Source organism: Escherichia sp. HH091_1A, assembly GCF_030295175.1.
Lineage (GTDB): Bacteria > Pseudomonadota > Gammaproteobacteria > Enterobacterales > Enterobacteriaceae > Escherichia > Escherichia coli_F.
Genome location: NZ_AP025747.1, coordinates 555,038 through 576,525, shown reverse-complemented (window position 1 = coordinate 576,525; position 21,488 = coordinate 555,038). Strand labels below are relative to the sequence as shown.

20 protein-coding genes, 1 other RNA gene and 1 other annotated feature are annotated in these 21,488 nt (G+C 51.3%); of the genes, 11 read left to right on the top strand and 10 right to left on the bottom strand.

Annotated elements, in window-relative coordinates; translation table 11 throughout:
* Positions 1 to 9: 9 nt before the first annotated feature.
* The 3 genes from dnaX to QUF14_RS02680 all read right to left on the bottom strand — a co-directional run bounded on the left by dnaX (position 10) and on the right by QUF14_RS02680 (position 3,151).
* A complete protein-coding gene (dnaX, locus tag QUF14_RS02690; RefSeq protein ID WP_000122037.1) occupies positions 10 to 1,941 on the bottom strand; it encodes a DNA polymerase III subunit gamma/tau in 1,932 nt (643 codons plus the stop codon).
* Positions 613 to 677: a sequence feature (DnaX frameshifting element), on the bottom strand. It overlaps the preceding gene by 65 nt.
* Before the next feature lie 128 nt (positions 1,942 to 2,069).
* On the bottom strand, positions 2,070 to 2,621 hold the full coding sequence (apt, locus tag QUF14_RS02685; protein WP_000127356.1) for an adenine phosphoribosyltransferase: 552 nt from the start codon (positions 2,619 to 2,621) through the stop codon (positions 2,070 to 2,072).
* 152 nt (positions 2,622 to 2,773) lie between these two features.
* Positions 2,774 to 3,151: a DUF454 family protein gene (locus QUF14_RS02680; protein WP_001188905.1), complete on the bottom strand. Its 378-nt coding sequence runs from the start codon at positions 3,149 to 3,151 to the stop codon at positions 2,774 to 2,776.
* A gap of 69 nt (positions 3,152 to 3,220) precedes the next feature.
* Here QUF14_RS02680 and priC point away from each other — a divergent pair, with 69 nt between their 5' ends.
* Positions 3,221 to 3,748, top strand: a complete 528-nt coding sequence (gene priC / locus QUF14_RS02675; RefSeq protein WP_000844848.1) for a primosomal replication protein N'' — start codon at positions 3,221 to 3,223, stop codon at positions 3,746 to 3,748.
* Between the two features lie 13 nt (positions 3,749 to 3,761).
* Complete coding sequence (rsmS, locus tag QUF14_RS02670; protein WP_000051146.1) at positions 3,762 to 3,923, top strand: pleiotropic regulatory protein RsmS; 162 nt, start codon at positions 3,762 to 3,764, stop codon at positions 3,921 to 3,923.
* Positions 3,924 to 4,134: 211 nt separating this feature from the next.
* Here the strand turns inward: rsmS and mscK are convergent, their stop codons facing one another.
* Positions 4,135 to 7,497, bottom strand: a complete 3,363-nt coding sequence (gene mscK, locus QUF14_RS02665) for a mechanosensitive channel MscK (RefSeq protein WP_000177765.1) — start codon at positions 7,495 to 7,497, stop codon at positions 4,135 to 4,137.
* A 127-nt stretch (positions 7,498 to 7,624) separates the two neighbouring features.
* Complete coding sequence (gene acrR, locus QUF14_RS02660) at positions 7,625 to 8,272, bottom strand: multidrug efflux transporter transcriptional repressor AcrR (RefSeq protein WP_100733866.1); 648 nt, start codon at positions 8,270 to 8,272, stop codon at positions 7,625 to 7,627.
* A gap of 141 nt (positions 8,273 to 8,413) precedes the next feature.
* On the opposite strand from acrR, the gene acrA reads away from it, so the two are divergent.
* From acrA to pdeB, 7 genes are all read left to right on the top strand, one after another.
* Entirely contained in the window at positions 8,414 to 9,607 is a 1,194-nt protein-coding gene (gene acrA / locus QUF14_RS02655) for a multidrug efflux RND transporter periplasmic adaptor subunit AcrA (protein WP_001353399.1), read from the top strand.
* Positions 9,608 to 9,629: 22 nt separating this feature from the next.
* Positions 9,630 to 12,779, top strand: coding sequence for an efflux RND transporter permease AcrB (acrB, locus tag QUF14_RS02650; protein WP_001132492.1), 3,150 nt, complete (start codon positions 9,630 to 9,632; stop codon positions 12,777 to 12,779).
* 546 nt (positions 12,780 to 13,325) lie between these two features.
* Positions 13,326 to 13,700 (top strand): Hha toxicity modulator TomB, encoded by a 375-nt coding sequence (gene tomB, locus QUF14_RS02645; RefSeq protein WP_000344800.1) that lies wholly within the window; start codon positions 13,326 to 13,328, stop codon positions 13,698 to 13,700.
* Between the two features lie 25 nt (positions 13,701 to 13,725).
* Positions 13,726 to 13,944 carry a hemolysin expression-modulating protein Hha gene (gene hha, locus QUF14_RS02640; protein WP_001291435.1) on the top strand — a complete coding sequence of 73 codons (219 nt, stop codon included), beginning with the start codon at positions 13,726 to 13,728 and terminating at the stop codon, positions 13,942 to 13,944.
* 171 nt (positions 13,945 to 14,115) lie between these two features.
* Positions 14,116 to 14,667 carry a maltose O-acetyltransferase gene (maa, locus tag QUF14_RS02635; RefSeq protein WP_000102576.1) on the top strand — a complete coding sequence of 184 codons (552 nt, stop codon included), beginning with the start codon at positions 14,116 to 14,118 and terminating at the stop codon, positions 14,665 to 14,667.
* Positions 14,668 to 14,782: 115 nt separating this feature from the next.
* Positions 14,783 to 15,253, top strand: coding sequence for a YlaC family protein (locus QUF14_RS02630; RefSeq protein WP_000136192.1), 471 nt, complete (start codon positions 14,783 to 14,785; stop codon positions 15,251 to 15,253).
* 163 nt (positions 15,254 to 15,416) lie between these two features.
* Positions 15,417 to 16,967, top strand: coding sequence for a cyclic di-3',5'-guanosine monophosphate phosphodiesterase PdeB (gene pdeB / locus QUF14_RS02625; RefSeq protein ID WP_001353400.1), 1,551 nt, complete (start codon positions 15,417 to 15,419; stop codon positions 16,965 to 16,967).
* Between the two features lie 41 nt (positions 16,968 to 17,008).
* Here pdeB and QUF14_RS02620 read toward each other — a convergent pair whose 3' ends face one another.
* Positions 17,009 to 17,362, bottom strand: a complete 354-nt coding sequence (locus QUF14_RS02620; RefSeq protein ID WP_000878140.1) for a DUF1428 domain-containing protein — start codon at positions 17,360 to 17,362, stop codon at positions 17,009 to 17,011.
* Positions 17,363 to 17,481: 119 nt separating this feature from the next.
* Positions 17,482 to 17,578: signal recognition particle sRNA small type (gene ffs / locus QUF14_RS02615), an RNA gene on the bottom strand.
* Positions 17,579 to 17,740: 162 nt separating this feature from the next.
* On the opposite strand from ffs, the gene QUF14_RS02610 reads away from it, so the two are divergent.
* Positions 17,741 to 18,052 (top strand): MGMT family protein, encoded by a 312-nt coding sequence (locus QUF14_RS02610; protein ID WP_000409906.1) that lies wholly within the window; start codon positions 17,741 to 17,743, stop codon positions 18,050 to 18,052.
* A gap of 30 nt (positions 18,053 to 18,082) precedes the next feature.
* On the opposite strand, the gene QUF14_RS02605 is transcribed toward QUF14_RS02610, so the two are convergent.
* Entirely contained in the window at positions 18,083 to 18,655 is a 573-nt protein-coding gene (locus QUF14_RS02605; protein ID WP_000779831.1) for a YbaY family lipoprotein, read from the bottom strand.
* Positions 18,656 to 18,872: 217 nt separating this feature from the next.
* Between QUF14_RS02605 and tesB the strand changes: the two genes are divergently transcribed.
* Positions 18,873 to 19,733, top strand: a complete 861-nt coding sequence (gene tesB, locus QUF14_RS02600) for an acyl-CoA thioesterase II (RefSeq protein WP_002431405.1) — start codon at positions 18,873 to 18,875, stop codon at positions 19,731 to 19,733.
* 48 nt (positions 19,734 to 19,781) lie between these two features.
* Here the strand turns inward: tesB and amtB are convergent, their stop codons facing one another.
* Entirely contained in the window at positions 19,782 to 21,068 is a 1,287-nt protein-coding gene (gene amtB, locus QUF14_RS02595) for an ammonium transporter AmtB (RefSeq protein WP_100733867.1), read from the bottom strand.
* A 29-nt stretch (positions 21,069 to 21,097) separates the two neighbouring features.
* Positions 21,098 to 21,436: a P-II family nitrogen regulator gene (glnK, locus tag QUF14_RS02590; protein ID WP_000780338.1), complete on the bottom strand. Its 339-nt coding sequence runs from the start codon at positions 21,434 to 21,436 to the stop codon at positions 21,098 to 21,100.
* Between the last annotated feature and the right edge of the window lie 52 nt (positions 21,437 to 21,488).

The window sequence follows — 21,488 nt, the reverse complement described above, 5'->3', positions numbered from 1 at the left end:
TGCTTACGATCAAATGGGGCGGATACTTTCTTCATCCAGCTCCGCATCGAAGAACCGACGCAGGGTCTGAATATTATTATCCGCAATAATGGACTCGCGCGCCTGCGCAAGTTTTTCTTCGTATATCGCCTGACGCCATTCCAGCGGCGTGCGCACCGCGGGATTATCATCTTCAACGATAGTCAGTTCAACCGTTGAACCTTTTAACGTGCTCAACGCTTCAGCCAGTTTTTGCTGTGCACCGCGGTTGTTTAAATGCCGCTGAGAGGAGCGCAAATGCAGACATACTGCGTTGTCGCTCTCCTCTTTCCAGGCATTTAACGCCACCTGTTCAACCAGTTTTGGTAGCGAAAGTTGGCTCACCTGTGCCGCCCAAGGATCGCGCTCAATGGCTTCTGCCGCCAGCTTTGCCGCCAGTTCCGGCGTTTTTTCATGTTCCAGCGCTTTTTTTAGCGCCTTCGGCGTGGCGACCACTTCTTTTTGCTGCATCACTGGAGTGGTAGCCTTCCAGCGATACGCTTCTTTTTTGGCTGGTGCTTTTTCCAGCGCCGATGGCACCGGACGCGCCTGAACGCGATCGGTGACCGAAGCCAGTCTTTCCAGCGCAGCGTTATTCACCGGCCGCGCGCGGGTAGCGGCTGCCGGTTCACTCTTTTTTGCTTTGGTTGCTCCCTGTGCGCGCTGCAGTTGTTGGCGCGCCGCCAGCACCTGGCTGGTGGTTTCTGAGAGCGGTACAGTCGGTGCCTGCTGCGGAGCTGATTGCGGTTGCGGCGGCACCTGGGTTGGCGTCATTACTGCCGTTGGCGCGACGGGCGCAAAAGACTGGCGTGGCACTTCTGGCTCAGGCAGCGGCATACGCGGATGAAACGCCAGTGCGCGCAACAGCGTCATCTCAACGCCCATGCGGCGGTCCGGCGCATACGGTAATTCTTTGCGACCAATCAACAGTGTTTGATAGTAAAGCTGAATATCCGTCGGCGGTATGGTGCGCGCCAGTTCACGCATCCGCAGCTCGATGGCGGCCATGTCGTTGCCCAGCGCAGCAGGGGAAAGTTGCACCATTGCAATGCGGTGCAACAGGCCGAGCATTTCTACCAGCAACGCTTCCCACTCAATACCACGAGCGGCGGCTTCATTAATCAGCGACATTACACGCTCGCCGTTGGCTTCAACCATCGCTTCAACCAGCGACAGCGCCTGATCGTCGTCAAGCGTACCCAGCATCGCACTGACCGCCTGGGTTGAAACCTGGCCGTCACCGCTGGCAATTGCCTGGTCGGTTAAACTTAGGGCATCTCGCAAGCTGCCTTCAGCGGCGCGCGCCAGCAGTTGCAGCGCCCGTGGCTCGTGAGCGATATGTTCTTCGTTGAGGATGTGCTCAAGCTGATGGCGAATTTGCTCGACATCCAGCGCCTTGAGATGAAATTGCAGGCAGCGTGACAAAATCGTCACCGGCAATTTCTGCGGATCGGTCGTCGCCAGCAGAAACTTGACGTGCTCCGGCGGTTCTTCAAGGGTTTTTAACAGTGCGTTAAAGCTGTGGCGCGACAGCATATGCACTTCGTCGATCAGATAAACTTTAAAACGACCACGCGCTGGCGCGTACTGGACGTTATCCAGCAGGTCGCGGGTATCTTCGACTTTGGTGCGCGAGGCGGCGTCGATTTCAATCAGATCGACAAAGCGCCCCTGCTCAATTTCACGACAGTTATCGCACACGCCGCACGGCGTCGCGGTAATGCCGGTTTCGCAGTTTAGCCCCTTCGCCAGCAGTCGGGCGATAGAGGTTTTTCCGACGCCACGGGTGCCGGAAAAAAGATAAGCATGATGAATACGCCCTAACGACAAGCCGTTCGCCAGTGCGGTCAGCACATGTTCCTGGCCGACGACGTCAGCAAAGGTTTGTGGGCGCCATTTTCGGGCTAAGACCTGATAACTCATTGGCAGGCTCTGAAACGCTGGAAGGTGGATTCACGAAGGGGTAATGCTAACACAGCCCCGTCAGAACGGCGAGGCTGAATGCACATCTTGTGCTGCCCGTAGCGTGAGCAGCGCAAGACTGACGATAATTAATGGCCCGGGAACGGAACAAGGCTGTAGCTGGTAATGCCCTGTTTTTCGAGACGCTGTTCGCCGCCGAGATCGAACAGGTTGATAATGAACGCAGCATCAGCCACTTCACCACCCAGACGACGGATCAGTTTAACGGTCGCTTCGATAGTGCCGCCGGTTGCCAGCAGGTCGTCCACCACCAGAACTTTGTCGCCCGGTTTGATGGCATCAACGTGGATTTCCAGCTGATCGGTGCCGTATTCCAGATCGTAAGTTTCACTGATGGTCTCACGCGGCAGTTTGCCCGGTTTACGGACCGGTACAAAGCCAACGCCCAGACCCAGAGCTACCGGAGCGCCAAACAAGAAGCCACGCGCTTCGGTGCCGACAACTTTGGTAATGCCCGCATTTTTGTAACGCTCAACCAGCAAGTCGATGCTGAGAGCGTAAGCTTTCGGGTCTTCCAGTAAGCTGGTGACATCACGGAAAAGAATGCCGGGTTTTGGGTAGTCCTGAATGCTTTTGATGCTATTTTTGAGATACTCAAGCTGCTGTGCAGTCGCGGTCATAAGTGTATGCCTGCTTGTTACGGTGGTACTCACGGCGCGTTTTAAACGTATCAAAAGTAACAGTTGTTTAACCTTTGACCGCCTGCGCCTGTGCTCGAAAACGCCAGAATGTACTGGCTGTACGCAATAATTGCAACTGCGATTGTTGTGCTTCAGTGCTTTTCTTGCTTTTCATCAATCACCGGAATTCGCCACATATAAAAAAGCAAACAGGCGAGAATTACCAGCAACATGATGCGCACCCATGGCATCTGGACGAACCACAGAGAAATGGCAAACGTGAGCAAAATAAGCAAAATCGCCCGCGGTTTGACGCCGCGCGGCATCGCATGATGTTTCTGCCAGAAACGTAGATAGCTACCAAACCATGAGCGGTACAGCAACCAGGCGTGAAAGCGCGGGGAAGAACGGGCAAAGCACCAGGCCGCCAGCAGGATAAACGGCGTCGTCGGTAATACCGGTAATACCACGCCCAGCGTACCCAGCACTACCGCCAGCCAGCCAATGATGATTAAAATGATTCGTTGCATATTGAGTGTTGTCAGCTTACAGAGTTGCTACTTTAGCATAACAATTATCATTTTCATTGAGGTCTTATCGTGAAAACCGCCCTGCTGCTGGAAAAACTGGAAGGACAGCTCGCCACGCTGCGTCAGCGTTGTGCCCCGGTAGCGCAATTTGCCACGCTAAGTGCCCGTTTTGACAGGCACCTTTTTCAGACCCGTGCGACAACACTACAGGCTTGTCTCGATGAGGCGGGCGATAATCTGGCTGCGCTTCGTCATGCGGTTGAGCAGCAACAGCTGCCGCAAGTGGCCTGGCTGGCGGAACATCTGGCTGCACAACTGGAAGCCATCGCGCGTGAAGCCTCCGCCTGGTCATTGCGCGAGTGGGACAGTGCGCCACCGAAAATTGCCCGCTGGCAGCGTAAACGTATTCAGCATCAGGATTTTGAGCGGCGGCTACGTGAGATGGTAGCCGAACGTCGAGCCCGCCTGGCGCGGGTGACCGATCTCGTGGAACAGCAAACGCTGCATCGTGAAGTGGAAGCCTATGAAGCGCGCCTGGCACGCTGCCGCCATGCGCTGGAAAAAATCGAAAACAGGTTAGCGCGTTTAACCCGCTAGCAATGGAGAGAGTATGTCACTGGAAAATGCCCCTGACGATGTCAAACTGGCTGTCGATTTGATTGTGCTGCTGGAAGAAAATCAGATCCCAGCGCGCACCGTGCTGCGCGCGCTGGATATTGTAAAACGCGATTATGAAAAGAAATTAACGCGCGATGATGAGGCGGAAAAGTGAGAAATAAATGGGGCCGCTAAATGTCCCCTAAGATTGCGGGCAAACGCAAAACTGCCTGATGCGCTACGCTTATCAGGCCTACACCGCTCCTGCAATATATTGAATTCTTGCGGTTTCGTAGGCCGGAGAAGGCGGTCACGCCGCATCCGGCATGAACAACGCGCACTTTGTCAGTAATCTCGGGGCAACTAAATGTCGCCCCCTTTGGTTATTACCCTACCGCTGGTGTTGGATCGTCGCCTTTGTAGTCGCGTTTCACTTCCGTCACTTCATCGCCCTTCTCGTTGTGCAGATGCACTTCAAGCTGGTTAAAGGCAATGTTGATGTCGTTTTCACGGCACAGCTGATCAATAGTACGGTTCAGCTCATCGACAGTACGACTGCGGTCACGCAGTTCACGCACGTAAAGGCGCAGCTCGTGATCCAACGTGCTGGCACCAAACGCCGTAAAGAAGACTTCCGGCATGGGTTCGTGCATCACCCTTGGGTGCTCAGTCGCCGCCTTCAGCAACACTTTACGCACTTTTTCCAGATCGGAGCCATAGGCCACGCCCAGGCGGATCACCAGACGCGTGGTGGTGTCGGTTAACGACCAGTTGATCAGACGCTCGGTAACAAACGCTTTGTTCGGGATGATCACTTCTTTGCGATCGAAATCGGTAATCGTTGTCGCACGAATACGGATCTTACTGACCGTCCCAGAGTAGGTACCAATGGTTACCGTGTCGCCAATGCGCACCGGACGTTCGAACAGGATAATCAAACCGGAGACGAAGTTACCGAAGATCTCTTGTAAACCAAAACCAAGACCTACGGATAATGCCGCCGCCAGCCACTGGAGTTTATCCCACGAGACACCCAGCGATCCGAACACCGTCATCGCACCAACGGCAATAATGATGTAGTTAAGGATGGTAGTAATGGCATACGACGCGCCCTGGCGCATATTCAGTCGCGAGAGCACCAATACTTCCAGCAAACCAGGCAGGTTGCGAATCAACGCCCAGGCTACCATTGAGGCGATAATCGCAAACAACAGACTGCCCATGGTGACGTTTTTCACCACCGCAGCGCCAGCTTCAGTGCCGTTGTAATGCCAGAGCGTGATGCTGTCGAGATAGCTGAAAACGGTGATCAAATCTGACCAAATTGCCCAGAACATGACACCGAACAGCGCAAACATCAGCAACATAGTAATACGCAGCGTCTGTTGGTTAACCTGCTCCAGTGCAATGGTAGGTTCTTCCGGCGGTTCGGCCCCTTCTGCGCCCTCTTTCACCAGATTCTGTCGACGCGCCAGCGCACGACGCCAGGCGATACGCCGCGCCGCTACGCTTAAGCCGCGCAATACCGTCTGGTACAGCAGGTTCCAGATAATCACCAGATACACGGTTTCAATCCAACGTCCGGAGAGGCGCAGTGTGGTGTAGAAATAACCCGTGGCGGTCAGCACCATCAACGCAATCGGGATTATCGACAGTATGGTAATGGTGACAAGTCGCATGGTGTGCGACTCTTTATCACGCCAGCTTTCGCGGCACATTGGCCATACCAGGAAGGCAATCAGCAGCAGGTTGAAGAAAATCATCGCCTGCCCCAGCACATCATCCATCAGATGCAGCGGGGAAAGTTCTGCCACCACAGACCAGAAATGGATAGGCAGCAACGCGAGACTGATGCGGACAATTTGCCGACGCCAGTGGCTGGTCTGCTGTTCCGGCATGCCGAAGTGACGCACGGCAACACCGTTTTTCTCCAGTACCTTCCAGCACAGGCCAAACACCAGCCAGAAAATCGCCAGTTTTTTACAGAACGACCACAGCAGTTCGCTGATGTTGAGTTGCATGGTCAACAGAATCAGACCAACCGCAAGAATAATCAGACATACTGGCAGTGCGCGAATCAGGTCGATAAGGATCGCTTTTGGTGTGTTGAGCTGGCTGTCGTTACGCAGGGAACCCACAGCGGAAGCCAGTTTTTGTTGATACGCTTTCAGCCATCCCAGACGCCAGTGGATCAGCCCGGCAATTAATAGCAGTGGTAAACCAGCGAGGAAAGCGATAAAGACGGCAGGCCAGGCTTTTTCCCAGTTTACCGTGATCTTCATCGACTTAAATTCATCTTTCAGCGTTTGTGGGAACGCTTTGATCCAGTCCCAGTCCATTGGACGGTTACTGTTCACCCAAAAGATTTGCTGAGTCAGGATGGATTTCAGGTTTTTCGACACACTCATTAACTGCTGCTGGTTGATTTGCAGGTTAATGGCCATCATCAATTGGTTACCCAACTGTTTGTTAAGCTGATCCAGCAATTCGCGACGCATATCAACCACTTGCAATAATGCATCGTGAACTTCGCTGTTGACTTCGTTGGTGTGACCTTCTTCCAGTTTGTTGACGAACGCATCGCTCTGGAAGAGTGCATCACGCTGCTGGTTAACTTCAAACTGTTCGAGACGCAAATCCGCGATGCGGTTGGTCATGTTTTCCAGTTCATCCGCCGAGGGCAGCGTTTGTTGTTGCTGGTAAAGGATACGAGACAACAGCAGGCTGCCCTTCAGGACGGCAATCTGCTCTTTAATATTTCGTTCCGATTGCAGCGCCCGCTCAAGCCAGTTTTTGACTTTAATGTTTTGCTGCATTAGCTGATTACCGTTTTCAGTCGCGGTAATCAGACGCTGACTCAACTGCTGGTTAATTTCCAGTTCCTGTTTCACCAGAGGATTAGCCTGAATACGTGCAGCTTCATCCGGAGAGACGGCTTCCTGCGCCGTTTTTTCGGTTAAGGTCAGGCGCTTACTGTTTACCGCTTCTTGCAACAGTTGCAACTGGTGTTCCAGACGAGCACTGTTCGCCGTCACGTAATCACGCTGCTTTTGCAAGGTATCCTGTAAGACGGTGTTCCCTTCCAGGCTTTTTCGTTGCTGGTCAATCTCAGCATTCAGCAAAACCTGCTGGGCCTGCATCAACACTTTCTGGCTGGGACGTAAGGCAGTATCGCCAACATCAGTGCCATCCAGGCGGCTGCGAATTTGTTGCAGCTGCTGCGAAGCGTTATACATCGCATTTTGCACGCGTTCGGGCTGCGTCTGTAACGAAACCAGCTGGCTGTTATAAGACGCCAGATCGTTTTGTGCGTTTTGCAAATCGTCCAGCGCCTGGGCAACGCGAGTTTCCAGCTGGCGCAACGAAAGCGTGCTCAGAATTTTGCGCGTTTCTTCGTCGTTATCGACATCGCTAAGTGCTGTTAACGCCGCGGTCGCCTGACGCATTTTTTCCGGCGCTTCAGCGACTTTTTGCCGTAGCTGAACTGTCTCTTCTTTTATGCGATCGATTTTATCGAGGGTGGCTAATGTATCTGTCAGATCCTGCTGCACCAGTTTGTCCTGAGCAGAAAGATCTTTTTGTTTATTCAGTGAGTCAAGTTGTGCCTGCAGGTCCGCTTTTGTCGGCAGATCACCATTCGATGGCGCCCGCGCAAACGCCGCATTCTGGCATAACAAGACCAAAACAAAAGCAATGAATGCTGAAAAAACAAAATGCCGTGATCGTTTGTAATACTGGAACATAGTCATGATGAATGAAGGTTTCTGAACCTGAAGAACGACCTGAAAAAGTCAAACCGTAAGAATATCACGACGCAATGAACCAGAATAGCAACGGCGAAAATGTCCAGGAAAAATCCTGGAGTCAGATTCAGGGTTATTCGTTAGTGGCAGGGTAACGAAGCGTGGGGCACAGGAGATACATCTCGAGTAAGATGGCGACGTAATCGCGAGCTTCTTTTTTAAGATCAAAAGATTGCGGGGCAAAGAGCCAGTTTTCCATCAGGCCGGAAATATAGCCACGCATAATAATTGCTGCGCGACGTGTCATTAAATCCGCAGGCAACATTTTTGCTTCAATACAATGTTTTAACGTTTGTTCTATACGGTCATAACTTTCCAGACAGAGATTACGTTGTGCCTGTTGCACAACAGCCATTTCTCCGACAAATTCGCATTTGTGGAATATAATCTCCATCAATAATCGACGCCGTTCTTCTGTCACCGTGGATTCAAGAACATGAATTAATATCTCTCTTAATACTGAGAGTGGATCGCCAGGGAATTTTGCCTGATACTCAAGCTCTAGTTCACCAATATTGGATTCTGACAGTTCCCAGATCTCACTGAACAAATCCGACTTGTCTTTAAAATGCCAGTAGATTGCACCGCGCGTAACGCCAGCTGCTTTTGCAATCTCGCCCAGCGAGGTGGATGATACCCCCTGCTGTGAGAAAAGACGAAGAGCCGCATCGAGGATGTGTTGGCGCGTTTCCTGCGCTTCTTGTTTGGTTTTTCGTGCCATATGTTCGTGAATTTACAGGCGTTAGATTTACATACATTTATAAATGTATGTACCATAGCACGACGATAATATAAACGCAGCAATGGGTTTATTAACTTTTGACCATTGACCAATTTGAAATCGGACACTCGAGGTTTACATATGAACAAAAACAGAGGGTTTACGCCTCTGGCGGTCGTTCTGATGCTCTCAGGCAGCTTAGCCCTAACAGGATGTGACGACAAACAGGCCCAACAAGGTGGCCAGCAGATGCCCGCCGTTGGCGTAGTTACAGTCAAAACTGAACCTCTGCAGATCACAACCGAGCTTCCGGGTCGCACCAGTGCCTACCGGATCGCAGAAGTTCGTCCTCAAGTTAGCGGGATTATCCTGAAGCGTAATTTCAAAGAAGGTAGCGACATTGAAGCAGGTGTCTCTCTCTATCAGATTGATCCTGCGACCTATCAGGCGACATACGACAGTGCGAAAGGCGATTTAGCGAAAGCCCAGGCTGCAGCCAATATCGCGCAATTGACGGTGAATCGTTATCAGAAATTGCTCGGTACGCAGTACATCAGTAAGCAAGAGTACGATCAGGCTCTGGCTGATGCGCAACAGGCGAATGCCGCGGTAACTGCGGCGAAAGCTGCCGTTGAAACTGCGCGTATCAATCTGGCTTACACCAAAGTCACCTCTCCAATTAGCGGCCGCATTGGTAAGTCAAACGTGACGGAAGGTGCCCTGGTGCAAAACGGTCAGGCGACTGCGCTGGCAACCGTGCAGCAACTTGATCCGATCTACGTTGATGTGACTCAGTCCAGCAACGATTTCCTGCGCCTGAAACAGGAACTGGCAAATGGCACGCTGAAACAAGAGAACGGCAAAGCCAAAGTGTCGCTGATCACCAGTGACGGCATTAAGTTCCCACAGGACGGTACGCTGGAGTTCTCTGACGTTACTGTCGATCAGACCACCGGGTCTATCACCCTACGCGCTATCTTCCCGAACCCGGATCACACTCTGCTGCCGGGTATGTTCGTGCGCGCACGTCTGGAAGAAGGGCTTAATCCAAACGCCATTTTAGTCCCGCAACAAGGTGTAACCCGTACGCCGCGTGGCGATGCTACCGTCCTGGTGGTAGGCGCGGATGACAAAGTGGAAACCCGTCCGATCGTTGCAAGCCAGGCTATTGGCGATAAGTGGCTGGTGACAGAAGGTCTGAAAGCAGGCGATCGCGTAGTAATAAGTGGGCTGCAGAAAGTGCGTCCTGGTGTCCAGGTAAAAGCACAAGAAGTTACCGCTGATAATAACCAGCAAGCCGCAAGCGGTACTCAGCCTGAACAGTCCAAGTCTTAACTTAAACAGGAGCCGTTAAGACATGCCTAATTTCTTTATCGATCGCCCGATTTTTGCGTGGGTGATCGCCATCATCATCATGTTGGCAGGGGGGCTGGCGATCCTCAAACTGCCGGTGGCGCAATATCCTACGATTGCTCCGCCGGCAGTAACGATCTCCGCCTCCTACCCCGGCGCTGATGCGAAAACAGTGCAGGACACGGTGACGCAGGTTATCGAACAGAATATGAATGGTATCGATAACCTGATGTACATGTCCTCTAACAGTGACTCCACGGGTACCGTGCAGATCACCCTGACCTTTGAGTCTGGTACTGATGCGGATATCGCGCAGGTTCAGGTGCAGAACAAACTGCAGCTGGCAATGCCGTTGCTGCCGCAAGAAGTACAGCAGCAAGGGGTGAGCGTTGAGAAATCGTCCAGTAGCTTCCTGATGGTTGTCGGCGTTATCAACACCGATGGCACCATGACGCAGGAGGATATCTCCGACTACGTGGCGGCGAATATGAAAGACGCCATCAGCCGTACGTCGGGCGTGGGTGACGTTCAGCTGTTCGGTTCTCAGTACGCGATGCGTATCTGGATGAATCCGAATGAACTGAACAAATACCAGCTAACGCCGGTTGATGTCATTACCGCCATCAAAGCGCAGAACGCCCAGGTTGCGGCGGGTCAGCTCGGTGGTACGCCGCCGGTGAAAGGCCAACAGCTTAACGCCTCTATTATTGCTCAGACGCGTCTGACCTCTACTGAAGAGTTCGGCAAAATCCTGCTGAAAGTGAATCAGGATGGTTCCCGCGTGCTGCTGCGTGATGTGGCGAAAATTGAGCTGGGTGGTGAGAACTACGACATCATCGCAGAGTTTAACGGCCAACCGGCTTCCGGTCTGGGGATCAAGCTGGCAACCGGCGCGAACGCGCTGGATACCGCTGCGGCAATCCGTGCTGAACTGGCGAAGATGGAACCGTTCTTCCCGTCAGGTCTGAAAATTGTTTACCCGTACGACACCACGCCGTTCGTGAAAATCTCTATTCACGAAGTGGTTAAAACGCTGGTCGAAGCGATCATCCTCGTTTTCCTGGTTATGTATCTGTTCTTGCAGAACTTCCGCGCGACGTTGATTCCGACCATTGCCGTACCGGTGGTATTGCTTGGGACCTTTGCCGTCCTTGCCGCCTTTGGCTTCTCGATAAACACGCTAACAATGTTCGGGATGGTGCTCGCCATCGGCCTGTTGGTGGATGACGCCATCGTTGTGGTAGAAAACGTTGAGCGTGTGATGGCGGAAGAAGGTTTACCGCCAAAAGAAGCCACCCGTAAGTCGATGGGGCAGATTCAGGGCGCTCTGGTCGGTATCGCGATGGTACTGTCGGCGGTATTCGTACCGATGGCCTTCTTTGGCGGTTCTACTGGTGCTATCTATCGTCAGTTCTCTATTACCATTGTTTCAGCAATGGCGCTGTCGGTACTGGTGGCGTTGATTCTGACTCCGGCTCTTTGTGCCACCATGCTGAAACCGATTGCCAAAGGCGATCACGGAGAAGGTAAAAAAGGCTTCTTCGGCTGGTTTAACCGCATGTTCGAGAAGAGCACGCACCACTACACCGACAGCGTAGGCGGTATTCTGCGCAGTACGGGGCGTTACCTGGTGCTGTATCTAATCATCGTGGTCGGCATGGCCTATCTGTTTGTGCGTCTGCCAAGCTCCTTCTTGCCAGATGAGGACCAGGGCGTATTTATGACCATGGTTCAGCTGCCAGCAGGTGCAACGCAGGAACGTACGCAGAAAGTGCTCAATGAGGTAACGCATTACTATCTGACCAAAGAAAAGAACAACGTTGAGTCGGTGTTCGCCGTTAACGGCTTCGGCTTTGCGGGACGTGGTCAGAATACCGGTATTGCGTTCGTTTCCTTGAAGGACTGGGCCGATCGTCCGGGCGAAGAAAACAAAGTTGAAGCGATTACCATGCGTGCAACACGCGCATTCTCGCAAATCAAAGATGCGATGGTGTTCGCCTTTAACCTGCCTGCAATCGTGGAACTGGGTACTGCAACCGGCTTTGACTTTGAGCTGATTGACCAGGCTGGCCTTGGTCACGAAAAACTGACTCAGGCGCGTAACCAGCTGCTTGCAGAAGCAGCGAAGCACCCTGATATGTTGACCAGCGTACGTCCAAACGGTCTGGAAGATACCCCGCAGTTCAAGATTGATATCGACCAGGAAAAAGCGCAGGCGCTGGGTGTTTCTATCAACGACATTAACACCACTCTGGGCGCTGCATGGGGCGGTAGCTATGTGAACGACTTTATCGACCGCGGTCGTGTGAAGAAAGTTTACGTCATGTCAGAAGCGAAATACCGTATGCTGCCGGATGATATCGGCGACTGGTATGTTCGTGCTGCTGATGGTCAGATGGTACCGTTCTCGGCGTTCTCCTCTTCTCGTTGGGAGTACGGCTCTCCGCGTCTGGAACGATACAACGGCCTGCCATCCATGGAAATCTTAGGCCAGGCGGCACCGGGTAAAAGTACCGGTGAAGCAATGGAGCTGATGGAACAACTGGCGAGTAAACTGCCTACCGGTGTTGGCTATGACTGGACGGGGATGTCCTATCAGGAACGTCTCTCCGGCAACCAGGCACCTTCACTGTACGCGATTTCGTTGATTGTCGTATTCCTGTGTCTGGCGGCGCTGTACGAGAGCTGGTCGATTCCGTTCTCCGTTATGCTGGTCGTTCCGCTGGGGGTTATCGGTGCCTTGCTGGCAGCCACCTTCCGTGGCCTGACCAATGACGTGTACTTCCAGGTAGGCCTGCTCACAACCATTGGGTTGTCGGCGAAGAACGCGATACTTATCGTCGAATTCGCCAAAGACTTGATGGATAAAGAAGGTAAAGGTCTGATTGAAGCGACGCTTGATGCGGTGCGGATGCGTTTACGTCCGATCCTGATGACCTCGCTGGCGTTTATCCTCGGCGTTATGCCGCTGGTTATCAGTACTGGTGCTGGTTCCGGCGCGCAGAACGCAGTAGGTACCGGTGTAATGGGAGGGATGGTGACCGCAACGGTACTGGCAATCTTCTTCGTTCCGGTATTCTTTGTGGTGGTTCGCCGCCGCTTTAGCCGCAAGAATGAAGATATCGAGCACAGCCATACTGTCGATCATCATTGATACAACGTGTAATCACTAAGGCCGCGCAAGCGGCCTTTTTTAGATGCATAACCTACGAGTTGAATGGGGAACTGAACAATCAACTCAGAATCTCATATGAAAACCAGTATTAACTTCGCATAAAATTCATAAAAAATACTGATTGTTAGTTAATTTATATTAAGTAGCGCTAATAGATTTAATAATCCATAATCATTTAGAGGCTTTTCTTAATTATTTGCGGTAATTCTTTATTCATTCATCGGTTATTACGACATATTCAGAGCATTCCTGGTATTAGTGTGACCAATTTCATCTGGCGATAATCTTGAAATGTTATGAACAGTTCGAGCAAACTGCTTTTACCTGCAGCGGGTTGGTGCTAGTATGAAAAAGTGAGTCCTATCCCGCTTCCTTCCTATTTGTAATTTTTCGTAATAATGCGATGAAAACCTGCAAAGAGTGGCTTATAGTTAAGCTAACAAACGAGAGGGCAAGTCCAGGTCAGTAAGTTTTTTCCATCCCGAAAGGTGTCCGTTAGTTCAACCGCTAAGAAGGGGACGCGTTATGGATGAATACTCACCCAAAAGACATGATATCGCACAGCTTAAGTTTCTCTGTGAAACCCTGTATCATGATTGCCTTGCAAACCTTGAAGAAAGCAACCATGGCTGGGTTAACGACCCAACCTCGGCGATCAACCTCCAGTTGAATGAACTGATTGAGCATATTGCGACCTTCGCACTTAATTACAAAATTAAGTATAATGAAGACAATAAGCTCATTGAGCAGATCGACGAATATCTGGATGACACCTTTATGTTGTTCAGTAGTTATGGTATTAATATGCAGGATCTTCAAAAATGGCGGAAGTCAGGTAATCGACTATTCCGTTGTTTTGTCAATGCGACGAAAGAGAATCCTGCGAGTTTATCTTGTTAGAATTATTACAACCATGGGTAGAAGTATGTCCGAAAAACCTTTAACGAAAACCGATTATTTAATGCGTTTGCGTCGTTGCCAGACAATTGACACGCTGGAGCGTGTTATCGAGAAAAATAAATACGAATTATCAGATAATGAACTGGCGGTATTTTACTCAGCTGCAGATCACCGCCTCGCCGAATTGACCATGAATAAACTGTACGACAAGATCCCCTCCTCAGTATGGAAATTTATTCGCTAATAAATAATTGGCTTTCGGAGCTATAACCAGCTGTTTATTAAGAATTTTATACTTTATCGCCATGAAGGCGCACCCTATGTGATCTTCATCACACAGACGTAATGGGAACGTTCTCTTCACTGACTTTTCGTCTTACTGTGTTGCCGCATTTTCAGCAACCGGAGGTCAGTAATGAGCACAGAAAAAGAAAAGATGATTGCTGGTGAGTTGTATCGCTCGGCAGATGAGACGTTATCTCGCGATCGCCTGCGCGCTCGTCAGCTTATTCACCGATACAATCATTCCCTGGCGGAAGAGCACACATTACGCCAGCAAATTCTCGCTGAATTATTCGGTCAGGTGACAGAGGCTTATATTGAGCCAACGTTTCGCTGTGACTATGGCTATAACATTTTTCTCGGCAATAATTTTTTCGCCAACTTCGATTGCGTGATGCTTGATGTCTGCCCTATTCGCATCGGTGATAACTGTATGTTAGCGCCAGGTGTTCATATCTACACGGCAACACATCCCATCGACCCTGTAGCACGTAATAGCGGTGTTGAACTGGGGAAACCCGTCACCATCGGTAATAACGTCTGGATTGGCGGACGCGCAGTCATTAACCCTGGTGTGACCATTGGTGATAACGTCGTGGTAGCCTCAGGTGCAGTTGTCACAAAAGATGTCCCGGACAATGTTGTCGTGGGCGGTAATCCAGCCAGAATCATTAAAAAATTGTAACCTGTTTTTCGCAACTGTTATGCAAAATCGTGGCAAATCTGTTACTTTCCCTCTACTATTCCCACGTTAAAATAGGGTGTTCCCTGGAAAGTTGCAGATACCACGAAGGCAAACGATGACCGAAATACAACGCCTGCTGACCGAAACGATTGAGTCTCTGAATACCCGCGAAAAACGCGACAACAAACCCCGCTTTAGTATCAGTTTTATCCGTAAACATCCGGGGCTGTTTATCGGTATGTACGTTGCTTTTTTTGCCACCCTGGCGGTGATGTTGCAGTCCGAAACGCTGTCAGGCTCTGTCTGGCTACTGGTTGTATTATTTATCCTGCTTAATGGTTTCTTCTTTTTCGATGTCTACCCACGCTACCGCTATGAAGATATCGACGTGCTGGATTTCCGCGTTTGCTATAACGGCGAATGGTACAACACGCGCTTTGTACCTGCCGCGCTGGTTGAAGCCATCTTGAACTCTCCGCGTGTCGCGGATGTTCATAAAGAACAACTGCAAAAAATGATCGTCCGTAAAGGTGAACTGTCTTTTTACGATATTTTTACCCTCGCTCGCGCCGAATCAACATCTTAAGTTAGGGTTACATACCAGGCGTAAAGCTCTACGCCTGGTCAAATGACAACGATCGTTTCCACCCATCGCTTCATGAAATACCAGCTCTACCTCCTTATCTCCTGCCTGCCTTTTTCCACAATCAGATATACTTTCCCTACACTGTGTTAATAAGGATATGCTGGTGAGAACACGACATCTGGTCAGCCTGATTTCGGGAGTACTGATTCTTTCAGTATTACTGCCTGTCGGCTTAAGCATCTGGCTGGCCCATCAGCAAGTACAAACATCGTTTATTGAAGAGCTGAATACTTATTCCTCCCGCGTCGCTATTCGGGCCAATAAGGTGGCGATACAAGGGAAAGATGCTCTGCAGGAGCTGGAAAGGTGGCAAGGTGCGGCCTGTAGCGCAGCCCATCTCATGAAAATGCGTCGGGTATCTTACAGTTATCGCTATATTCAGGAAGTGGTCTATATCGATAACAACGTTCCCCAGTGTTCGTCTCTGGAGCATGAAAGCCCACCCGATGCCTTCCCCGAGCCAGGTAAAATTTCGAAAGATGGTTATCGGGTCTGGTTAACATCGCATAACGATTTAGGCATTATCCGTTACATGGTCGCCATAGGAACGGCACATTATGTCGTCATGATCGACCCCGCTTCCTTTATTGATGTCATTCCCTATAGCTCATGGCAAATTGATGCCGCCATTATTGGCAATGCCCATAATGTTGTCATAACCAGCAGCGATGAAATTGCTCAGGGAATTATTACCAGGCTACAAAAAACACCCGGTGAGCATATCGAAAATAATGGAATTATTTACGATATCCAGCCCTTCCCGGAGATGAATATTTCGATCATCACCTGGGCTTCAACGAAAATGTTGCAGAAAGGCTGGCATCGGCAAGTCTTTATTTGGTTACCGCTCGGGTTGGTGATTGGCCTGCTGGCAGCGATGTTTGTACTGCGTATTTTGCGCCGTATCCAGTCACCGCATCATCGGCTGCAGGATGCTATCGAAAATCGTGATATTTGCGTGCACTATCAGCCGATTGTCTCCTTAGCCAATGGCAAAATTGTCGGTGCTGAGGCACTGGCGCGCTGGCCGCAGACAGACGGTAGTTGGTTGTCACCAGATAGTTTTATTCCGCTGGCACAGCAAACGGGGCTTTCTGAGCCGTTGACGCTACTGATTATAAAAAGTGTCTTTGAAGATATGGGCGACTGGCTGCGTCAGCATCCGCAGCAGCATATTTCGATCAATCTTGAATCCACCGTACTCACCTCGGAAAAAATCCCGCAATTGCTGCGTGAAATGATCAATCACTATCAGGTTAATCCCAGACAGATCGCGCTTGAACTCACTGAACGCGAGTTTGCCGATCCGAAAACCAGCGCCCCGATAATTTCTCGCTACCGGGAGGCGGGCCATGAAATTTATCTCGATGATTTTGGTACGGGGTATTCAAGTTTAAGCTATTTACAGGATCTGGATGTCGACATTCTGAAGATCGATAAATCTTTCGTTGATGCGCTGGAATATAAAAATGTCACGCCACATATCATCGAAATGGCAAAAACACTGAAACTGAAAATGGTAGCGGAGGGAATCGAAACCAGTAAACAAGAAGAGTGGCTACGCCAGCATGGCGTGCACTACGGCCAGGGCTGGCTCTACAGCAAGGCATTACCGAAAGAGGATTTCTTACGCTGGGCCGAGCAACATTTGTGAATTTTTGGGCTGACGGCACGCCGCACAGCCCGTCACGCTACCTATTCGTCGATGATTGACTCGAATCCGCCATAGATCATTCGCTTGCCATCAAACGGCATGGACTCGCCGAACTCCTTCATCCGTGGGTCCGACATCATCTTTTGATTAGCAGCGTCGCGGACCTCTTTTGAAGGGTATTCAATCCAGCTAAAGACAACCTCTTCATTCTCTTCCGCTTTCACCGCCATACGAAAATCGGTCACTTTGCCATCCGGTACATCGCTGGCCCAGCATTCGACAATACGAAGCGCGCCAAACTCTTTAAACAATGGCGCGGCCTTAGCGGCCATTTCCCGATAGGCATCCTTTTTATCGGCAGGAACGGCAACCACAAAACCATCAACATACTTCATCAGACATACCTCCGAAGCGTACTGCGCAGCCAGACAATTCTTGCGACGTCAGTTGTGGTTAAAGTTTAGCCATGTTGGGATTTTTTGACGAAACGGGGGGAGGCAGAAATGGGTGGGGGCCCTGCCAGCTACATCCCGGCACACGCGTCATCTGCCTTGGCTGCTTCCTTCCGGACCTGACCTGGTAAACAGAGTAGCGTTGCGGGAGAACCAACAGAGCCCCCATTGAGAGCGTTGAGAACCAACGCGCAGGCGCATTATCACTGCTGCCCCTGCTAATTGCAACCCATTGCGTGCCAGATGCTGGTTTCTTGCGCAATGCGGCTTCACTCGGGCGTTTTTCCAGATTATGCTGAAAAATTACCTCAGGAAGAAAAGATGGAAAAAGAAGATTCATTTCCCCAACGCGTCTGGCAAATCGTAGCCGCTATTCCCGAAGGCTATGTCACCACTTACGGTGATGTGGCGAAACTGGCGGGATCTCCCCGCGCCGCGCGCCAGGTGGGTGGTGTGTTAAAGCGTCTCCCGGAAGGCAGCACCTTGCCCTGGCATCGGGTGGTTAATCGCCACGGCACCATTTCGCTAACCGGACCGGATTTACAGCGTCAGCGGCAGGCATTACTGGCAGAAGGCGTGATGGTATCGGAAAGCGGACAAATCGACTTGCAGCGTTATCGCTGGAACTACTAACCCTCTCCGGGCGGAGAGGGTTAACTTCGTTTAATATTGCGTAGGAGCTGGAACTGCCGAAGACGGATTCACCTGGGTTGGTGAAGTTGATGGTACGGTAGTCGTTGCGCCACCGCTGGCCTGAACCGGCACGGCGGTTTGCTGCACCGGCACCAATGTCAGGTCAGCTTTAGTTCCGCCCTGGTTGATCACCGGCTGAACGGTATCGGTAATAAATACCAGTTTGTCATTCACGGTAATCGCCGCACTCAACAGAATACGCGCGTTCGGCTGAACGTCTGCCGGGTTAAATGGCAGAACAAAGCTGAATGGTGACTGTTTACCTTCAGTACGCACCGCTTTTTGAGCCAGCACTTTTGACGGTGCATCGGCTAATGATGCGTCAGAAAGTGTCACGGTCAGCACGGCATCAGGCGGCAGTGCGACTTTCTGACGGATCCAAACGGTACCGGAAACATTCGGTTGCTGGATAGCAGGTTGCTGTGTTGCTGAAATAGACGTATTTGCAGCCGGTGCTGGCGTCTGAATATCCGCGCTTTTATCTGCGCAAGCCGCCAACGCAATCGCAACCGCTAAACCACTGGCCATGTGCACGAGTTTCATTTACTTCTCCTTATTATCAATGCACCAGCGGGCTAACTTTCCTCGCCGGAAGAGTGGTTAACAAAATAGTAACGTCAACAAGTGTGGCACACATCACGCATTTCTGCCTGTAATTGGCTAGTAATTCAGACTATTGCACCCATCGGACCAGTGGCAAATTTGCGTTATACTCAACGCACTTTGGCTTGCTGCGGCAGCTTTGTTACTGGAGAGTTATATGAGTCAGGCGCTAAAAAATTTACTGACATTGTTAAATCTGGAAAAAATTGAGGAAGGACTCTTTCGCGGCCAGAGTGAAGATTTAGGTTTACGCCAGGTGTTTGGCGGCCAGGTCGTGGGTCAGGCCTTGTATGCTGCAAAAGAGACCGTCCCTGAAGAGCGGCTGGTACATTCGTTTCACAGCTACTTTCTTCGCCCAGGCGACAGTAAGAAGCCGATTATTTATGATGTCGAAACGTTGCGTGACGGTAACAGCTTCAGCGCCCGCCGGGTTGCTGCTATTCAAAACGGTAAACCGATTTTTTATATGACTGCCTCTTTCCAGGCACCAGAAGCGGGTTTCGAACATCAAAAAACAATGCCGTCCGCGCCAGCGCCTGATGGCCTGCCTTCGGAAACGCAAATCGCCCAATCGCTGGCGCACCTGCTGCCGCCAGTGCTGAAAGATAAATTCATCTGCGATCGTCCGCTGGAAGTCCGTCCGGTGGAGTTTCATAACCCACTGAAAGGGCATGTCGCAGAACCGCATCGTCAGGTATGGATCCGCGCAAATGGTAGCGTGCCGGATGATCTGCGCGTTCATCAGTATCTGCTCGGTTACGCTTCTGATCTTAACTTCCTGCCGGTAGCTTTACAGCCGCACGGCATCGGTTTTCTCGAACCGGGGATTCAGATTGCCACCATTGACCATTCCATGTGGTTCCATCGCCCTTTTAATTTGAATGAATGGCTGCTGTATAGCGTGGAGAGCACCTCGGCGTCCAGCGCACGCGGCTTTGTGCGCGGTGAGTTTTATACCCAGGACGGCGTGCTGATTGCCTCGACCGTTCAGGAAGGGGTAATGCGTAATCACAATTAAAAAAATAGCCGGAGGTGAAAACCGTCCGGCTGTTTTTTGCAGTGCTTATTACGCGTTATAGGCATTTTCGCCGTGGCTGTTGACGTCCAACCCTTCTCGCTCCTGTTCTTCCGGTACACGCAGACCAACCGTCAGATCCGCCAGTTTGTAGCCAATAAACGCCACCACACCGGACCAGACAATCGTAATGGCAATGCTTTCCAGCTGTACCAGCAACTGATGGCCCATCGTCACACCTTCAGCGAAGCCCACGCCGCCCAGCGAGCTGGCGGCAAAAATCCCGGTCATGATACAGCCGACAATGCCACAAACGCCGTGCACACCGAAGACATCGCAGGGATCATCCACCCGCAGCAAGCGTTTGAGCATGGTAACGCCCCACAAGCCCGCCAGACCAGCTACCACGCCGATAATCAACGCGCCGCCAACACCAATGTAGCCACAGGCTGGCGTCACGCCGACCAGACCGCCAATCGCGCCTGAACACGCTCCCAGCAGTGAAGGCTTACCACGCAGCGCCCATTCACCGAAGATCCAGCCAAGAATTGCCGCCGCCGTTGCGACCACAGTATTCACAAATGCCAGTGCTGCAATTTCATTCGCCGTGCCCGCTGATCCGGCGTTAAAGCCAAACCAACCGATATAGAGAATGGCAGTGCCGGTAAAGACCATCGGCAGGTTGTGCGGTTTAAACGCCTCTTTGCCGAAGCCCACGCGTTTACCAATCAGATACGCGCCCACCAGACCTGCAATAGCGGCGTTAATGTGCACCACCGTGCCACCCGCAAAATCCAGCGCACCGTGAGAAGCCAGCAAACCGCCGCCCCAGACCATATGCGCAATCGGAATGTAAGAAAGCGTCAGCCACACCACCACGAAAATCAGCACAGCTGAGAAGCGGATCCGTTCCGCCAGCGCCCCGACGATCAAGCCTACGGTAATGCAGGCAAACGATCCCTGAAACGCCACGTGGATATACTGATAAATGCTGCCCATCACCGCCGTCAGTTCGATGTTTTTCAGCATCAACCAGTTAATGTTGCCAAAGAAGTTGTTGCCCTCACCAAACGCCAGCGAGTAACCGTAAACCACCCAGAGAATACAGACCAGTGCAAACGTCACCGTCACCTGCGTCAGCATCGACAGCACGTTTTTGCCGCGAATTAACCCACCGTAAAACAGGGCAATCCCCGGAATAGTCATAAACAGCACCAGCGCAGTACAAATCATCATAAACGCATTGTCGGCTTTATCGGCCACCGCAGGTGCAGCCATTACCAGTCCCGGCAGCATCGCCAGTGAAGCAAGCCCAGTTTTTATCGTCGCTATCTTCATTTTTCGTTCCTGTTGCTGTGTGCCAGAGATTACAGCGCCGCTTCGTCGGCTTCGCCGGTACGAATACGAATGACGCGTTGCAATTCAGCGACGAAGATTTTGCCGTCGCCAATTTTTCCGGTGTAAGCCGCTTTGCTGACGATATCGATCACTTCATCGAGTTGGTCATCAGCAATCGCCACATCAATTTTTACTTTTGGCAGAAAGTTGACGCTGTATTCCGCCCCCCGGTACAGCTCGGCATGCCCTTTCTGACGCCCGAAACCTTTCACTTCGGTGACGGTCAGGCCCTGAATACCAATGGAAGATAACGCTTCACGAACGTCTTCCAGCTTGAATGGTTTGATTATCACGGTCACCAGCTTCATAGATCCCCTCCGGTCAGAATTCGGTAATGGTTCTGCTACACGAATAAGGTAT

Coding starts and splice junctions, on each gene's coding strand:
- dnaX (WP_000122037.1), bottom strand. CDS start 1,941: ATGAGTTATCAGGTCTTAGCCCGAAAATGGCGCCCACAAACCTTTGCT.
- apt (WP_000127356.1), bottom strand. CDS start 2,621: ATGACCGCGACTGCACAGCAGCTTGAGTATCTCAAAAATAGCATCAAA.
- QUF14_RS02680 (WP_001188905.1), bottom strand. CDS start 3,151: ATGCAACGAATCATTTTAATCATCATTGGCTGGCTGGCGGTAGTGCTG.
- rsmS (WP_000051146.1), top strand. CDS start 3,762: ATGTCACTGGAAAATGCCCCTGACGATGTCAAACTGGCTGTCGATTTG.
- mscK (WP_000177765.1), bottom strand. CDS start 7,497: ATGACTATGTTCCAGTATTACAAACGATCACGGCATTTTGTTTTTTCA.
- acrR (WP_100733866.1), bottom strand. CDS start 8,272: ATGGCACGAAAAACCAAACAAGAAGCGCAGGAAACGCGCCAACACATC.
- acrA (WP_001353399.1), top strand. CDS start 8,414: ATGAACAAAAACAGAGGGTTTACGCCTCTGGCGGTCGTTCTGATGCTC.
- acrB (WP_001132492.1), top strand. CDS start 9,630: ATGCCTAATTTCTTTATCGATCGCCCGATTTTTGCGTGGGTGATCGCC.
- tomB (WP_000344800.1), top strand. CDS start 13,326: ATGGATGAATACTCACCCAAAAGACATGATATCGCACAGCTTAAGTTT.
- hha (WP_001291435.1), top strand. CDS start 13,726: ATGTCCGAAAAACCTTTAACGAAAACCGATTATTTAATGCGTTTGCGT.
- maa (WP_000102576.1), top strand. CDS start 14,116: ATGAGCACAGAAAAAGAAAAGATGATTGCTGGTGAGTTGTATCGCTCG.
- QUF14_RS02630 (WP_000136192.1), top strand. CDS start 14,783: ATGACCGAAATACAACGCCTGCTGACCGAAACGATTGAGTCTCTGAAT.
- QUF14_RS02620 (WP_000878140.1), bottom strand. CDS start 17,362: ATGAAGTATGTTGATGGTTTTGTGGTTGCCGTTCCTGCCGATAAAAAG.
- QUF14_RS02610 (WP_000409906.1), top strand. CDS start 17,741: ATGGAAAAAGAAGATTCATTTCCCCAACGCGTCTGGCAAATCGTAGCC.
- QUF14_RS02605 (WP_000779831.1), bottom strand. CDS start 18,655: ATGAAACTCGTGCACATGGCCAGTGGTTTAGCGGTTGCGATTGCGTTG.
- tesB (WP_002431405.1), top strand. CDS start 18,873: ATGAGTCAGGCGCTAAAAAATTTACTGACATTGTTAAATCTGGAAAAA.
- amtB (WP_100733867.1), bottom strand. CDS start 21,068: ATGAAGATAGCGACGATAAAAACTGGGCTTGCTTCACTGGCGATGCTG.
- glnK (WP_000780338.1), bottom strand. CDS start 21,436: ATGAAGCTGGTGACCGTGATAATCAAACCATTCAAGCTGGAAGACGTT.